Here is a 16,458-nt window from a genome sequence, read left to right on the forward strand (position 1 = left end):
ATATCTTCATTTTTTTGTAGATTAATTTGATGAAACCCGCCAATTAGGCGGGTTTTTTATTTTATTTTTGCAACATGATAGATTTACAAAAGCTTTTCTTACAGTTAGAAAATAGTATTAATAATGACACCTTTGTAAAGATTACATTGAGTAAGCCATTACGTAAAAGTGATAATTTACCCAATGTTTATGTAAGAAAAATAGTAATTAAAGAGCAAACTTTTTTTCAGTTTACCTACAGGTATTCAACTAATGATCAAACTAAAAACTATGATTTTAAAGAAGCTTGTGAAGAGCTTTCAGAATTATTATTGAATAAATTTAGAACAGCAACATTATTCACTTTAGAAAATGATTTTTTAGTTTTTATATCAAAAAAGAAAAAGGTAAGTTATAAAATATCAAACCCAAGTTTTAAAAATAAACTTCCTGAAACTCACGATCATCAAAAAGAAAAAAGAGCAGAACAGAGTGAATATCTTATTTTTTTAGGTATTACAGATAAAAACGGTCAAGTTATTCCAAAAATGGCTGATAAATACCGACAAATAAATAAATATCTTGAAATAATAGAAGCTCAATTAAATACTGTACAGCTCGCAAAAACAGTTCAAATTGTTGACATGGGATCTGGAAAGGGCTATTTAACATTTGCTTTGTACGATTACTTAGTAAATAAAAAAGGATTTAAAGCAACAGTAACTGGAATTGAACTAAGAGAGGAGCTTGTTAATTACTGTAATAATGTGGCTAATAAATGTTCGTTTGAGAATTTAAATTTTGTAGCGAAACCTATTCAAGAATATGAAAATAATAAAATAGATATTTTAATAGCTTTACACGCCTGTGATACCGCTACAGATGATGCTATTTATAAAGGGTTAGTAGCAAATGCAGAATTAATTATTTGTGCTCCGTGTTGTCATAAACAAATTAGAAAAAACGTTAAAGGAGTAGAGCAGGAGAGCCCGTTACTTAAATATGGTATATTTAAAGAACGTCAATTTGAAATGGTTACTGATACTATAAGAGCTCTTATTTTAGAAAAATATAATTATAATACTAAAGTTTTTGAATTTATAAGTAATGAACATACTCGAAAAAATGTAATGCTTATAGGTGCTAAATCATCAAAAAAGAAAGATAAAGAGGCTATTACTTCAAAGATTGAAGATTTAAAATCAATGTACCATATTCAAGAACATTATTTAGAAACGTTGCTTTAGTTTTTGTTTGAATATTTAATTATAAGATTTATTTAAAAAAAAGTGAATTTATTTTGGTTTTTAAATATATAATCATGTAAATTTGCATCATCAAAATTATATCATGTCAATTATTAAATTACATCATCATCATTCTCATATTTGCACTCAGGCGAATTAAGAATGTTATGTATGTAGTTAAAAGTTCATAAAATCTAAAATCCGTTTGAGTAAATCAAACGGATTTTTTACTTTTAAAATTCCCTATTAGATTTACTCAAACCCAACAACAAACTAATAAAAATGAGTAAATTAAGACTAGCCGTTCAAAAATCAGGAAGATTAAACGAAGATTCATTAAAAATCTTAAAAGCTATAGGAATTTCTATAGATAACGGAAAAGATCAATTAAAGGCTTCAGCAAGAAATTTCCCGTTAGAAGTGTTCTTTTTAAGAAATGGAGACATACCACAATATTTAAGAGATGGTGTTGTAGATGTTGCTATTATTGGAGAAAACATTTTAATTGAAAAAGGAGAAGAGATTTCTATTGTAGAAAAGTTAGGTTTCTCTAAATGTAGAGTTTCTATTGCTGTTCCAAAAAATTCAGAAGCAAAAAGTTTACAAGATTTAAAGGGTAAACGCATTGCTACTTCTTACCCTAATACCGTTAAAAAGTTTTTAAAAGAAGCTAATATTGATGCTAACCTTCACATAATTAATGGTTCAGTTGAAATTGCTCCAAACATTGGTTTAGCAGATGCTGTTTGTGATATAGTATCTAGCGGAAGTACATTATTTAAAAATAATCTAAAAGAAATTGAGGTTTTATTAAAATCTGAAGCTGCATTGGTTAAATCACCAAAATTATCTGCAGATAGACAAGAGATTTTAGATAAAATTCAATTCAGATTACAATCTGTTTTAGCAGGTAGAGAAAATAAATATGTGTTGTTAAACGCGCCTAACAATAAAATTGATGAAATCATTAATATTTTACCAGGTATAAAAAGTCCTACAATTTTGCCATTAGCTCAAGAAGGTTGGAGTTCAGTTCACTCTGTTATTAATAAAAATGATTTTTGGGATGTTATTGATGAGTTAAAACTAGCAGGAGCACAAGGTATTTTAGTATGTCCAATTGAAAACATGATTCAGTAATGAAAAGTTATATCAAACCTAATAAATCAGCATGGTTAAATTTGTGTGAGAGAGCACAAATTGAAAAATCACAATTAACAGATGTTGTTTCCGCTATTTTAGATGATGTTAATAAAAATAAGGATGAAGCATTGTATAAATATGCCAAGTCATTAGACAACGTTTCTTTAGATTCTTTAGAGGTTTCTCAACAAGAGATTGAAGAAGCTAAAACACAAGTTTCTGCCGATTTAAAAAGTGCTATTGACGTTGCTAGAAATAATATTACAACATTTCATAAAGCACAACAAGAAGATGTTAAAGTTGTAGAAACAACTAAAGGAGTGTCTTGTTGGAGAAAAAGCGTAGGTATAGAAAAAGTTGGTTTGTATATTCCTGGAGGTAGTGCGCCTTTATTTTCTACAATTTTAATGTTAGCAATACCAGCTCAAATTGCAGGTTGTAAAGAAATAGTGTTATGTACTCCACCAAATACTGAGGGAAAAATTAATCCAGTAATTTTATATACAGCAAATTTAGTAGGCGTAACAAAAATATTTAAATCAGGAGGTGCTCAAGCCGTAGGAGCAATGGCATTTGGTACTGAAACAATCCCTCAAGTATATAAAATTTTTGGTCCAGGTAACCAATATGTTACCAAAGCAAAAGAATTAGTGCAGCAACAAGGTGTAGCCATCGACATGCCTGCCGGACCTAGTGAAGTATTAGTTATTGCAGATGATACGTGTAACCCAAGTTTTGTTGCGGCAGATTTATTATCGCAAGCAGAACATGGTCCAGATAGCCAAGTTATTCTTTTAACAGATAATGAAAATGTTTTAAACGAAATAAGTAAAGAAGTAGCAGAACAACTAGCTAAATTACCAAGAAAAGAAATTGCTACTTTAGCGATGAATAATAGTAGAGCTATTTTACTTAATTCTATTGATGAGTGTATTGATTTTAGTAATATTTATGCTCCTGAACACTTAATAATTGCTTCCGAAAATTCAGCGTATTTCATAGATAAAATAACCAACGCAGGTTCTGTTTTCTTAGGGAATTATAGCTGTGAAAGCGCAGGAGATTATGCATCAGGTACAAATCATACCTTACCAACTTATGGATATGCTAAAAACTATAGCGGAGTTTCATTAGATAGTTTTGTAAAGAAAATTACTTTTCAAAAGCTAACTTCTGAAGGAATTAAAAACATTGGTCCTGCAATAGAATTAATGGCCGAAGCAGAAGGCTTGGAAGCTCATAAAAATGCTGTAACTTTAAGGTTACAAAGCATTTAACAATTAGACTAATGAAAAGTAAATTAAGACCCTGGTTACGAGCAGTTAATATAATTGTTGGTTGTACAACATTTTTTTCACTTCCGGTAATAATGATGTCTCCAATGATGTTTGATGCACCAGAAAGTTCAGAAAACAAACTTTTAGTCTTTACTTTCTATGCCATAATAAGCTATCCTATTGTAGCTATAGGTTCGTTATTATTAGCATGGTTACTTTTCAAAAAAGAATTATATAAGCCATCATTTATATTGAGTTTATTGCCATTTATAGATTTAATTTTAATTATTATTTGTCTATCACAATGGAATTAAACACAACTAACACAACTAACATGAATTTACAAGAACTTGTTCGAGAAAACATTCGAAATTTAGCGCCATATTCATCTGCAAGAGATGAATTTAAAGGTAGTGCAGATGTTTTTTTAGATGCAAATGAAAATCCTTACGGAACATTAAACCGTTATCCAGATCCTCAACAAAAAGCTATCAAAGAAAAATTATCAATATTAAAAAAAGTTAATACTGATCAAATTTTTGTAGGTAACGGTAGCGATGAAGTTATAGATTTAGCTTTTAGAATATTTTGCGAGCCTGGAGTAGATAAAGCATTAACATTCTCTCCAACTTACGGAATGTATGATGTATCTGCAAATATTAATAATATAGCGTTAATTAAATTACCGTTAATTCAAGCTTTTCAAATAAGTACAAATGAATTAACACCATATTTAGCTGATGATAATCTAAAACTGATTTTTATCTGCTCTCCTAACAATCCAACAGGAATTTCTTTTAAACAAAAGGATGTAGAATTTATTCTACAAAATTTTAAAGGTATTGTTATTGTTGATGAAGCTTATATTGATTTTAGTGATAAAGAATCATTTATTAATAAAATTAATGAGTACCCTAATTTAATAGTGAGCCAAACATTTAGTAAAGCTTGGGGCTTAGCAGGTGTAAGAGTTGGTACAGCCTATTCTAATAAACAAATAATTAGTTTATACAATAAGGTAAAACCACCTTATAATGTGAGCGAGTTAAACCAACAAGCGGTATTAAACGCATTAAATAACATTGAAGATGTTGATGATAAAATAAAAATCATTCTAGAGGAACGTTATATTTTACGTCAAAAATTAGCATCATTAAAAATTGTAAACAAAGTATATCCATCAGATGCAAATTTTTTACTTGTTCATGTAGATGACGCTGTAAAAACCTACAAATACTTAATAGAGAAAAAGGTTATTATTAGAAACAGACATAAATTAATAGATAACTGTATTAGAATCACCGTTGGAACTCCACAAGAAAACGAGGAGTTAATTAAAGTTTTAAAAGCATTATAATGAAGAAAAAAGTATTGTTTATAGATAGAGACGGAACTCTTGTTTTAGAGCCGCCAGTAGATTACCAATTAGATAGTTTAGAAAAGTTAGAATACTATCCTAAAGTATTTCAATATATGGCAAAAATTGCTGGCGAATTAGATTTTGAATTGGTTATGGTAACTAATCAAGACGGTTTAGGTACTAATTCTTTTCCAGAAGAAACATTTTGGCCAGCTCAAAATAAAATAATAGATGCTTTTAAAAAAGAAGGTGTTGAGTTTGCTGAAGTGTGCATAGATAAAACTTTTCCGCATGAAAATGCTGCAACAAGAAAACCAAGAACAGGTTTATTAACAAAATATTTTTCTGAAGATTATGATTTAGAAAACTCATTTGTTTTGGGGGATAGAATTACCGATATGGAATTAGCTAAAAATTTAGGAGCTAAAGGAATATTTTTATCTGAAAATCCAGAATTAGGCGCAGATGAAATCGAAGCAAACAAACAAGAAATTGTAAATGCAATAGCGCTTACAAGTACTGATTGGAAAGAAATTTATGAGTTTTTAAAGCTTAAAGATAGAGTTGCAGAGATTACACGTAATACCAATGAAACTCAGATTTATATCAAATTAAATTTAGACGGATCAGGAAAAAATGACATAAGTACAGGATTGTCTTTTTTTGATCATATGTTGGATCAAATTGGTAGACACGGAGCTATGGATTTAACTATAAAAGTAAATGGTGATTTAGAAGTAGATGAGCATCATACCATAGAAGACACTATGATTGCTTTAGGAGAAGTTTTTTACAAAGCAGTAGGTAATAAATTAGGGATTGAAAGATATGGTTTCTGTTTACCAATGGACGATTGTTTAGCACAAGTAGCAGTTGATTTTGGTGGAAGAAATTGGTTAGAATGGGATGCTGAATTTAAACGAGAAAAAATAGGTGATATGCCAACAGAAATGTTTTTTCATTTATTTAAATCATTTACAGACGGCGCAAAGTGTAACCTAAATATAAAAGCTGAAGGTGTAAACGAACACCATAAAATAGAAGGTATTTTTAAAGCTTTTGCTAAAGCTTTAAAAATGGCAGTAAAAAGAGATGCTAACAAAATGTTTTTACCTTCTACCAAAGGTGTTTTATAAACGTAATTAAGAAGTATATTTTATAATGATAGCTATAATTAAATATAATGCTGGTAATATTAGATCGGTACAAAATGCTTTAAACCGATTAGGATATGAAAGTATTATTACAGATGATATTGAAGAAATAAAAAAAGCTGATAAAGTAATTTTTCCAGGTGTTGGAGAGGCCAGTACTGCAATGAATTACTTAAAAGACAAAGGTTTGGATAAAATTATAACTTCATTAACGCAGCCAGTTCTAGGTATATGTTTAGGATTGCAGTTAATGTGTACATCTTCAGAAGAAAACAATACTGAATGTCTTGGAATTTTTGACACCAAAGTAAAGTTATTTCCACCACAAGATAAAGTTCCGCATATTGGATGGAATAGCTTTTCGGAAATTAATAGTCCTCTTTTTAAAGGTGTTAATAATACAGATGATGTGTATTATGTACACAGTTTTTATGCAGATGTTTGCGTAAATACTATTGCAAAAACAGACTATATCACACCATTTTCAGCAGCAATTCAAAAAAACAACTTTTACGCTACTCAATTTCACCCTGAAAAATCAGCAGATGTAGGAGAACAAATCTTAAAAAACTTTTTAGAGTTATGAGAATCATACCAGCCATAGATATTATAGAAGGTAAATGTGTACGATTAACAAAAGGTGATTACGACACAAAAAAAATATATAATGAAAATCCGTTAGAAGTAGCTAAAGAGTTTGAAGATAATGGCATTCAGTATTTACACTTAGTTGATTTAGACGGTGCAAAATCTAGCCATATCGTAAATCATAAGGTATTAGAAGAAATTGCTACTAAAACAAACCTTAAAATTGATTTTGGAGGCGGTTTAAAATCTAACGAAGATGCTAAAATTGCTTTTGAAAGTGGAGCAAACCAAATAACAGGTGGAAGTATAGCTGTTAAAAATCCAGATGTTTTTATGAATTGGATGAAAATATATGGAGCAGATAAAATAATTTTAGGTGCCGATTGTAAAGATAGAAAAATAGCCACTCATGGTTGGCTTGAAACTTCTGTGAAAGATGTTGTAGAATTTATCACAGATTATGAAGAAATAGGAGTAAAGAATGTAATTTGTACAGATGTTGCCAAAGATGGAATGTTACAAGGCACATCCAATGATTTATATAAAGAAATAATAGAAACTTCTAATGTTAATCTTATAGCAAGTGGAGGTGTTGCAGTTTTAGATGATCTTTTTAAAGTCCAAGAACTAGGGTGCGAAGGCGTAATTATTGGTAAGGCTATTTACGAAGGCAATATTGCATTAAAAGATTTACAGCAATTTTTAAAATAAGAAATCAACAATTTATAAAACGATATGTTAAAAAAAAGAATTATACCTTGTTTAGATATTAAAGATGGTAGAACAGTAAAAGGCGTAAATTTTGTTGATATTATAGATGCTGGAAACCCTATAGAATTAGCGAAAGCTTATGTAAAACAAGGTGCAGATGAACTTGTTTTTTTAGATATAACAGCAACTGTAGAAAAAAGAAAAACCTTAATTGAATTAGTATCAGAAATCGCTAAGGAAATCAATATCCCTTTTACTGTAGGTGGTGGAATTAATTCTGTAGAAGATGTTTCAGCATTAATTAAAGCAGGAGCAGATAAAGTTAGTATAAATTCCTCTGCAGTAAAAAGACCAGAACTAATTACAGAGTTAGCCAATGAGTTTGGAAGTCAGTGTGTTGTAGTAGCTATAGATACAAAGTTTACAAATGATATTTGGAAAGTTTATGTAAAAGGGGGTAGAGAAGAAACTCCTTTAGAAACAGTAGCTTGGGCAAAACAAGCTGAAACTTTAGGTGCTGGAGAAATTTTGTTAACCTCAATGAATAATGATGGTACTAAAGCAGGATTTGCATTAGATATTACGGATGCGGTTAGTAAAAATGTAAATATTCCTGTAATTGCATCAGGTGGAGCAGGTGCTATTGAACATTTTACAGATGTTTTTACCAAAACAGACGCAAGTGCAGGCTTAGCCGCTAGTATTTTTCATTTTGGAGAGATTCCTATTCCTACTTTAAAAACTGAATTAAAAAAACAAAACATAGCTATTCGATGAATATAGATTTTACAAAAAGTGATAATGGTTTAGTACCTGTTGTAATTCAACATACACAAACTTTGCAAGTACTTATGCTTGGTTATATGAATGAAGAAGCGTTCACTAAAACTCAAAAAGAAAATAAGGTAACTTTTTTTAGCAGAAGCAAAAATAGATTATGGACTAAAGGAGAAGAAAGCGGAAACTTTTTATTAGTTAATGATATTAAAATAGATTGTGATAATGATACTATTTTAATTAAAGCAACTCCAAAGGGTCCTACCTGCCACAAAGGAACAACTTCATGCTTTGCAGAAGAGACTTCTAAAGGTTTCATTTACAAATTAGAAAAAGTAATTCATGATCGAATAGATAATAATATAGAATCTTCATATACTAACAAGTTATTTAAAAGAGGAATTAATAAAGTTGCTCAAAAAGTAGGTGAAGAGGCTGTAGAAGTAGTTATTGAAGCTAAAGATAATAATGACGATTTATTTACCAATGAAGCAGCTGATTTATTATATCATTACTTAATTTTGTTAAAAGCCAAAGGATTTACCTTGCAAGATATAGAAGCTGTTTTACAAAGCAGACACTAAACATTTAATAAATAACCTTATGAACAAAGAAAAGCTGCTAATAATAGCCTCATTTTTTTCAATATATTTTATTTGGGGTTCTACCTACTTACTTAATAAAATGGCGGTGGCTGAAATTCCACCTCTATTATTAGCAGCTGTAAGGTTTGGTATTGCTGGTATTCTTATTTTACTTATTGCTAAGTTGCTAAAGAAAGACCTTGTAATCACTAAAAAACAATTATTAAACTCTACTATTGCAGGTTTTTTATTTTTGGTTTATGGTAACGGTGTTTTTGTATGGGCTTTAAAGTACGTAGATAGTGGTTTTGCTGCTTTATTGGCTTCTACACAACCTTTATTTGTTCTTTTTTTATTGCGTTTAATAGATGGTAAACGATTACAACGTAAATCTATAATTGGGGTTTGTTTAGGTATAGTAGGTATGTATTTACTTGTTAGTCAAAAATCAATAACTACTTCAGACGGTATGGTTTTGGGTATTTTTATGATTTTTAGCTGTGTTTTAAGTTGGAGTTACGGAAGTGTATTTGTTTCTAAAGCAGATGTGCCTAAAAACTTTTTTGTAAGTACCGGATATCAAATGACTATGGCAAGTATTTTATTAATATTTTGGAGTCAGATATTTAAAGAAGATTACACTGTTTTATCTCAAATATCTCCCAAAGTTCAATTTTCTGTATTAGCATTAATATTATTTGGAAGTATCGTTGCTTTTACGTCTTTTAATTATTTATTAAAAGTTGTATCACCAGAAAAAGTTTCTACAAGTGCTTATGTAAATCCTGTTATCGCCTTATTTTTAGGATGGTATTTCTTGAATGAGGAATTAACCACTCAATCTATAGTAGCCTCTTGTGTTTTATTAACTGGAGTATATTTTATAACCTCAAGAAAAAGAATTGCAAAACCTAAAGTTACCACCAAACCACAAAAAATTTAAAAAGTTCTCCTGTTGGTTTTTTAAGCCAAATTAGTGGTGCGTAATTATTCTTCAAATCCTTTTTAATGTTGAGTAAAAAAGCTTCAAAAGTAAGCCAATCAATATTAGTATGTGGTTGCATTAACCAGTTCAATTTTGTTGGAATGTAAAATTTACAATTCTCAAACTGTTCTAACTCATTTTCATAAATATAAAATCCGCTAATACAATCATTATTAATAACCTCAAATGTTTTTTTATAATCATTTAAATGCGGAAATAATTGGGCTTTAAAATATACTTGTTGTTTAATATCGTTAGAATTTAAATTTAATTCTGATAATTTTTCAATAGTTTTTGGATGATATAATAACGGAAGTTGTTTTTGGGATAGTTTGTTTAATTTTTCTATTAAACTATCTTTTCTATTTGGTCCAATCCAATGTTCTATTTCAGAATTTCCTACAGAAGCATCATACAAATAAAATTTATAGATAATTTCAACATGTATAGGTTGGTTGTTTTTCAGTATGATACAATCCAATTCACCAACAGTAATTTTATTATCTTGAATTTGTAAATTTTTAGTGATTATTTGCACTGTAGGATCTAACGATAATTCATTAAAAACAAATTGTTCTACTAACTTTCCTAACCGTAATTTATTCTCAATTTTTAATTGAAATAACCCTTTACAAAAGATTGTATTTAAGCTTTTTAAATTAAATAAACTAAAAGTTCCTTTCCACAAGAAATGAGTATTTAAAAAACCGTTGTATTGTAATTGTATTTCCTTGTATTTATAATGCATCTAAATATTAAAAAAATCATAAATTCTATAAGAATCGTTAATTATTGATGGTGTAAAAATACAAATAGTCGTATTTTTATAGTATGATAAATCAGTTTAAAAAAGGATTACGTTTTGAAAATTTTGAAGCAAAACAAATTCCTCCGTTCGACAAATTATTTGATATTTTCAAAGAACTGATTACTTACACTTCTGGCGACTTTGATGAAGCTTTTGAATGGTTAGAACAGTTAGACAGAGAATACAAATTAACAACACCTGAATATACCCTAGGTGATTTTCTTGAAGACCTTAAAAAGAAAGGTTATGTTAGAGAAGAGCTAGATGATTCTAAAGATCCTGATGGGAAAGGTGGTATTAAAATTACCTCAAAAACAGAACAAGCAATTCGTAAGAACGCTTTGGATCAAATTTTCGGTAAACTAAGAAAAAGTAGGTTAGGCAACCATAAAACCAAAAATATAGGTCAAGGAGATGAGCATACGGGTGAATTTAGAAACTATCATTTTGGAGATTCCCTAGATCGTATTTCTATGACTGAGAGTATTAAAAATGCTCAAATTAACAACGGCATAGGTAATTTTTCTCTTACTGAACAGGATTTGGTGGTTGAAGAAACTAATTTTAAAGCACAAATGAGTACTGTTTTAATGATTGATATTAGTCACAGTATGATTTTATATGGTGAAGATAGAATTACTCCTGCAAAAAAGGTAGCCATGGCTTTAATTGAATTAATAAAAACAAGATATCCTAAAGATACTATAGATATTATTGTTTTTGGAAATGATGCTTGGCCAATACCTGTTAAAGAGTTACCATATCTTAAAGTAGGTCCATACCACACTAATACTGTTGCAGGTCTTCAGTTAGCAATGGATATTTTAAGACGAAAAAGAAACACAAACAAGCAGATTTTTATGATTACTGATGGAAAACCTAGTTGTTTACGTTTGTCAGATGGTACTTACTACAAAAATAGCAATGGTTTAGATAGTTATATCGTAGAAAAATGTTATAACATGGCATCTCAAGCAAGAAAGTTACATATACCTATTACCACTTTTATGATTGCGCAAGACCCATATTTAATGCAATTCATTAGGCATTTTACAAAAGCCAATCAAGGAAAAGCGTTTTATACTGGTTTAAAAGGATTGGGAGAAATGATTTTTGAAGATTATGAACAAAACCGCAAGAAAAGATTAAGAGGAAGATAAAAGAACGTTGAATTTTATAGAATTAAATATAATGGATATAAAAAATATAAAAACATTAGGTCAATTAAAAGACTCAGGATATATATCAAAAACTATTAAAGATGAACTAAGAGATAATTTAATAGTAAAACTAAAAAATCAAGAAACTGTTTTTGAAGGCGTTTGGGGATATGAAAATTCTGTAATTCCCGAATTAGAAACTGCCATTTTATCAAAACATAACATTAATTTATTAGGTTTAAGAGGACAAGCTAAAACTAGATTAGCTCGCTTAATGGTAACTCTATTAGATGAATATATTCCTGTAGTGGAAGGTTCAGAAATAAATGACGACCCTTTACAGCCCTTATCTAGGTTTTCTAAAGAATTGATTCTTGAAAAAGGAGATGAAACACCAATTAGCTGGGTACATAGAAATGATAGGTTTTTTGAAAAATTAGCAACTCCAGATGTAACAGTTGCTGACTTAATTGGTGATATTGATCCAATAAAGGCTATGAATTTAAAATTAAATTATGCAGATGACAGAGTGATTCATTTTGGAATGATTCCTCGTGCTAATCGATGTATTTTTGTTATAAATGAAATTCCTGATCTACAAGCAAGAATTCAAGTCTCGTTATTTAACATACTTCAAGAAGGAGACATTCAAATTAGAGGCTTTAAACTAAGGCTACCGTTAGATATTCAATTTGTGTTTACGGCAAACCCAGAAGATTACACCAATAGAGGAAGTATTGTAACTCCTTTAAAAGATAGAATTGGCTCTCAAATATTAACACATTACCCAGAGACAGTAGAAATTGCTGAGAAAATAACTGCACAAGAAGCAAAATCATTACAAAATCAAAAAGATACGGTATATGTGCCTAAATTAGCTAAAACTTTAATTGAACAAATTAGTTTTGAAGCCAGAAATAGTGAGTTTGTTGACGCCAAAAGTGGAGTAAGTGCTAGAATGAGTATTGCTGTATTTGAAAATATTTTAAGTACTGCAGAAAGAAGAGCATTGTTAACAGATGACTCTAAAACAACTGTAAGATTATTAGACTTTTTTGGCGCTATACCTGCAATTACTGGAAAAATAGAATTAGTTTATGAAGGAGAACAAGAGGGAGCTGATGTAGTTGCGCAACTATTAATTAATAATGCAGTTAAAACAATATTTAAAACATTATTTCCTGAAGTTAAAAAACTTAAAAAAGAGGATGAAAAAACGCCATATGATGATGTAGCTACATGGTTTTATAAGCAAAACAATGTAGAGTTATTAGATGATATGGATGATCGTTATTTTAAAGAACAATTAGATATTATACAACCATTAGATGATTTAATTACTAAATATCAGCCAGAAACTGCCAAAGAAGATATGTATTTTTTAAAAGAATTTGTGCTTTGGGCGTTATCTGAATTCAAAATTTTAAATAAAGAACGATTTACAAAAGGGTTTCAATTTAATGATCCTTTAGCCAATTACATAAGAGGTATCTAATAATTTAATACATCAAAATCAATTTTATTAGAATTAATATCATAATAATCTGATTTTTGCCAAATTTTCCAGCCTTTGTGTTTCCAAACATTTGGAACCAAAGGTTTTTCTTTACTTTCATAATCAGCTATCCAAAGTGGATATTTAGCAAATTTTTTATTAACTATGTGTTTATTTGCAAATTGATGACTACTATAAATCATTGGAATTCTACCAGATAATTTTTCTATAGTATTTAAAAATATAAATAACTTTTTTTCTAAAGCTGTAGATTTTTGATGCGATACTTTATAACCACTAGCAGTTTCGATGTCTACAATAGGAGGGAAGTCATCAATATTCAAATTTTTAACGGTATTCCAATAATGAATTGCTTGTTTTTCAGGATTATCATCAATAACAAAAAAATGATAAGCACCTCGTTTTAATTGTAATTTTGATATTTTATTCCAATTATAGTCAAATTTATTATCGATAATTTTCTCACCCTGAGTTGCTTTACAAATAACAAAATATAAACTATCAGGTAATTTATTATTTAATATATCTCCATTCCATTTTGAAATATCAATTCCGTAGTTAAGTTTATGTTGTTTTTGACTTTTTAAGGTAATTACGGATGAATTATTTAAAGAGCTTTGTATTTGTTTATGAATTTTATTAAACTGTTTTTGGTTTTCTTTAGATTGTTTTTGGTGAAGGTGAAAATTTTGTAACAATAAAAAAAGTAATGCTACAACAGTTAATATATACTTTCTTTTTTTTATTTGGTTGAAATAATTAAATGTTTTTGTTTTAGACTCTTTTTTGGGTATAAGTTCATTTATTTCATCTGATATAACAATACTTCCTAGCATATTTTTAATAATAGCAGAGCTATCATTAAATTGAATACCATTGTAAATAATATGTCCTTCTTTATTTTTAATCACTTCAGGTTTATCTGTGTAAGCACCTTCAGTATTTACTATTATTTTATCCTTTTCAAAAATTGGTTCATTAAAATAATCACTAATTAAAAAAATAGGACTTTTAATTGTATGTGCTTTTCTAAAAATAGCAATAATGCCATTGTCTTTTAAAAAATCTAGTAATCTAACTAACTGTGTTAGTTCTAATATTGATTGTTTTTGTTTTGAAGAATTTAAAAATATTGAAGAACTTAAAAAAAATATTGCATAGTTTTCTTTTAGTTGTAAAATTATGGCTTTACCTGACTGTTGATTAAAGTAAATTTTTTCAAGTAAATTTTTAATTGTTATAACACCTTGACTTTGGAAATTACTTAATTGATGTAGTATAGAGAGTTCAAAATCATTAAATTTTTTCATAATGTATAACAACAATTTTAAAAAACAAGTAGTAACAGTAATCATTACTACTTGTTTTTGAATAATTAAGACTTTACCCAGTTATTTCCATTCCAGTTAAACTCCTTACCATTTCTAGGAATAGATTGATGAGATCTAAAATTACCTGGTCGAATATTTTTAGCTCCTTGTGCTGTTAAATAAGCTATAATATCTTTTGAGAACTGGTTAGACTCGTCATGGTTGTGATTATTCATTGCTCCATAGCATAAAGACTCTCCAGGTCCATCATACTGAAAATTTTGAACATAATATTCCATATTTTTAAGTTTTAAAATTAATTATCTGTCTTTTCATTTTTTGAATCTGAACTACTAGTATCATCAGCGCTTCCAGCTTTGTTAAATCTGTTAGGGTAGTATTTTGCTAACCAAGCTCTAGCTATTTCAGATTGTGTTATAGGCTTTAAATAATAGTTAATAGGAACTCCAAGGTTATCTCCTCCAGATACACATTTATTCACATAATCTTCCATAGCTGTCATCATGGAATTAGTGTCAATAACTTTATTTTGTCCATCGTCAATATCAGCAACTCCACTTAATGTAGCCTTTATAGTGGCATTTTTAAGTGTAATCATTTGCTGTCCTGTTCTAGCAGCTGCAGCACCCTCTGCAATTGTATTATTTGCACTAGCAGTAGCACCTTGTAAGGTAGCTAGTTCTTCCATTGTTTTAGCCGGATCAAAATCAGAAAAACTCTGAACAGCCATTTTAACTTGATTTGATTTAATTGAAGGAATAATACCCATAGTTATTAATGTAGCATGTGAAGTTACATTTTGTGTACTTAGTAAGTTTTTAGCACTGTCTGAGAATGTCGAACTCACTCCAAATGAACCAGTACCAGAAGCAAACCATCCACCAATATCAAAGGTGTCTTGCATAGAAGCAGCAATAGATTCCATGTGTTGGCTTGATTGAGATTCAGTTGTATTAAGTATATGAACCATTCCAACAAAAGAAGAACCATAAGTTGCTCCAGATAAAATTGAGAATGAAGGGTCTTGTTTTGTGTCAGATTTAGCTTCTATTGCAGCTATAGATCCTATATCGTTTGTTTTTATCATGTTGCTAGGATTCATGGCATTCCAACTTCTAACAGCTTTATCAACATCTAAAACATACGGAGCAAATACCTGAGCATTTTTATGTGTACAAGTAATAGTAATCACTAGTGTTCCTGCTATACTGTGCCTTGAATGTTGGCTATTAACTTGTTCTTGAGCTGTGGCACTTGCTTGTGAAGATTGACCCTCTCCAAAAATACTTAATGATTCTTGAACAAATGACGCTACAGTTGCGGCATGACTTGCTGAACTTTGAGCATTTTGATCATAAGAAAAATACTGACTATTCATTTGTAATGAATCACTGGAAATAGGCATCTGTTTTAATTGACTTTTATTATAATCAATTGGACTTTCAACAGATTCATTAACAGCATTCATTTTTGCTTTTAACGGCTGAATTTGTTTTTCTGAATTTATTTTTGCTTTACCGTAAGCAATTGCTGCTTTTTGAATTTGTTGACCAATTTGTTCTGATTCTTTAATTAAATCATCTGTATTTATTCCCATTCCCATTGTTTCTTGAATGGTCATATCAACACTTCTCTTTAACGATATTAAAGAATTTAATTCGCTTTCAGCTGCATCTGCAGGTGCTTGCAGTTTTGAAATTTGCACAATGTTATCTAACTTTTCTTTAGATACAATGTTTCCCAACACTAACGAAGGATCATAAGGTATTGTAGATGGCATAATTAGTAATTTTAAAGTTTGTGAACATAAAATTACTTGATATTTAAGCCCAAAAAAT

At 29.4% G+C, this 16,458-nt stretch carries 17 protein-coding genes; 13 read left to right on the forward strand and 4 right to left on the reverse strand.

Going from position 1 to position 16,458, the window contains the following annotated elements:
* Window positions 1-74: 74 nt before the first annotated feature.
* From ACFQ1U_RS01245 to ACFQ1U_RS01295, 11 genes are all read left to right on the forward strand, one after another.
* The gene (locus tag ACFQ1U_RS01245) at window positions 75-1,226 is read left to right on the forward strand and encodes a class I SAM-dependent methyltransferase (protein WP_386104473.1); all 1,152 of its coding nucleotides are present in this window, start codon (window positions 75-77) and stop codon (window positions 1,224-1,226) included.
* A gap of 282 nt (window positions 1,227-1,508) precedes the next feature.
* Window positions 1,509-2,366: an ATP phosphoribosyltransferase gene (gene hisG / locus ACFQ1U_RS01250; RefSeq protein WP_386104475.1), complete on the forward strand. Its 858-nt coding sequence runs from the start codon at window positions 1,509-1,511 to the stop codon at window positions 2,364-2,366.
* Window positions 2,366-3,646: a histidinol dehydrogenase gene (gene hisD / locus ACFQ1U_RS01255; protein ID WP_386104477.1), complete on the forward strand. Its 1,281-nt coding sequence runs from the start codon at window positions 2,366-2,368 to the stop codon at window positions 3,644-3,646. The genes hisG and hisD overlap by 1 nt, the downstream gene beginning before the upstream one ends.
* A gap of 11 nt (window positions 3,647-3,657) precedes the next feature.
* Entirely contained in the window at window positions 3,658-3,960 is a 303-nt protein-coding gene (locus ACFQ1U_RS01260; protein WP_386104479.1) for a hypothetical protein, read from the forward strand.
* Window positions 3,951-5,003 carry a histidinol-phosphate transaminase gene (hisC, locus tag ACFQ1U_RS01265; RefSeq protein WP_386104481.1) on the forward strand — a complete coding sequence of 351 codons (1,053 nt, stop codon included), beginning with the start codon at window positions 3,951-3,953 and terminating at the stop codon, window positions 5,001-5,003. The genes ACFQ1U_RS01260 and hisC overlap by 10 nt, the downstream gene beginning before the upstream one ends.
* Window positions 5,003-6,142, forward strand: coding sequence for a bifunctional histidinol-phosphatase/imidazoleglycerol-phosphate dehydratase HisB (hisB, locus tag ACFQ1U_RS01270; RefSeq protein WP_386104483.1), 1,140 nt, complete (start codon window positions 5,003-5,005; stop codon window positions 6,140-6,142). The genes hisC and hisB overlap by 1 nt, the downstream gene beginning before the upstream one ends.
* Before the next feature lie 25 nt (window positions 6,143-6,167).
* Window positions 6,168-6,746, forward strand: a complete 579-nt coding sequence (hisH, locus tag ACFQ1U_RS01275) for an imidazole glycerol phosphate synthase subunit HisH (protein ID WP_386104485.1) — start codon at window positions 6,168-6,170, stop codon at window positions 6,744-6,746.
* Complete coding sequence (gene hisA, locus ACFQ1U_RS01280) at window positions 6,743-7,459, forward strand: 1-(5-phosphoribosyl)-5-[(5-phosphoribosylamino)methylideneamino]imidazole-4-carboxamide isomerase (RefSeq protein WP_386104487.1); 717 nt, start codon at window positions 6,743-6,745, stop codon at window positions 7,457-7,459. The genes hisH and hisA overlap by 4 nt, the downstream gene beginning before the upstream one ends.
* A gap of 24 nt (window positions 7,460-7,483) precedes the next feature.
* A complete protein-coding gene (hisF, locus tag ACFQ1U_RS01285) occupies window positions 7,484-8,236 on the forward strand; it encodes an imidazole glycerol phosphate synthase subunit HisF (RefSeq protein WP_386104489.1) in 753 nt (250 codons plus the stop codon).
* The gene (gene hisIE, locus ACFQ1U_RS01290; RefSeq protein ID WP_386104491.1) at window positions 8,233-8,820 is read left to right on the forward strand and encodes a bifunctional phosphoribosyl-AMP cyclohydrolase/phosphoribosyl-ATP diphosphatase HisIE; all 588 of its coding nucleotides are present in this window, start codon (window positions 8,233-8,235) and stop codon (window positions 8,818-8,820) included. The genes hisF and hisIE overlap by 4 nt, the downstream gene beginning before the upstream one ends.
* 19 nt (window positions 8,821-8,839) lie before the next feature.
* Window positions 8,840-9,763, forward strand: coding sequence for an EamA family transporter (locus tag ACFQ1U_RS01295; RefSeq protein ID WP_386104493.1), 924 nt, complete (start codon window positions 8,840-8,842; stop codon window positions 9,761-9,763).
* Here ACFQ1U_RS01295 and ACFQ1U_RS01300 read toward each other — a convergent pair.
* A complete protein-coding gene (locus tag ACFQ1U_RS01300; protein WP_386104495.1) occupies window positions 9,738-10,553 on the reverse strand; it encodes a DUF1853 family protein in 816 nt (271 codons plus the stop codon). The genes ACFQ1U_RS01295 and ACFQ1U_RS01300 overlap by 26 nt on opposite strands.
* Before the next feature lie 83 nt (window positions 10,554-10,636).
* Here ACFQ1U_RS01300 and ACFQ1U_RS01305 point away from each other — a divergent pair, with 83 nt between their 5' ends.
* Together ACFQ1U_RS01305 and ACFQ1U_RS01310 are read left to right on the forward strand one after the other, a co-directional pair.
* Window positions 10,637-11,773, forward strand: coding sequence for a vWA domain-containing protein (locus ACFQ1U_RS01305; RefSeq protein WP_386104497.1), 1,137 nt, complete (start codon window positions 10,637-10,639; stop codon window positions 11,771-11,773).
* A gap of 31 nt (window positions 11,774-11,804) precedes the next feature.
* Entirely contained in the window at window positions 11,805-13,268 is a 1,464-nt protein-coding gene (locus ACFQ1U_RS01310) for an AAA family ATPase (RefSeq protein WP_386104499.1), read from the forward strand.
* Here ACFQ1U_RS01310 and ACFQ1U_RS01315 read toward each other — a convergent pair.
* The 3 genes from ACFQ1U_RS01315 to ACFQ1U_RS01325 form a co-directional block, all read right to left on the reverse strand.
* Window positions 13,265-14,599, reverse strand: a complete 1,335-nt coding sequence (locus ACFQ1U_RS01315) for a GH25 family lysozyme (protein WP_386104501.1) — start codon at window positions 14,597-14,599, stop codon at window positions 13,265-13,267. The genes ACFQ1U_RS01310 and ACFQ1U_RS01315 overlap by 4 nt on opposite strands.
* Before the next feature lie 65 nt (window positions 14,600-14,664).
* Complete coding sequence (locus tag ACFQ1U_RS01320) at window positions 14,665-14,898, reverse strand: hypothetical protein (protein ID WP_386104503.1); 234 nt, start codon at window positions 14,896-14,898, stop codon at window positions 14,665-14,667.
* A 17-nt stretch (window positions 14,899-14,915) separates the two neighbouring features.
* Window positions 14,916-16,400, reverse strand: a complete 1,485-nt coding sequence (locus tag ACFQ1U_RS01325) for a hypothetical protein (RefSeq protein ID WP_386104506.1) — start codon at window positions 16,398-16,400, stop codon at window positions 14,916-14,918.
* Window positions 16,401-16,458: the final 58 nt, after the last annotated feature.

It is taken from the genome of Tenacibaculum geojense (assembly GCF_042676005.1).
Taxonomy (GTDB): Bacteria; Bacteroidota; Bacteroidia; order Flavobacteriales; family Flavobacteriaceae; genus Polaribacter; species Polaribacter geojense.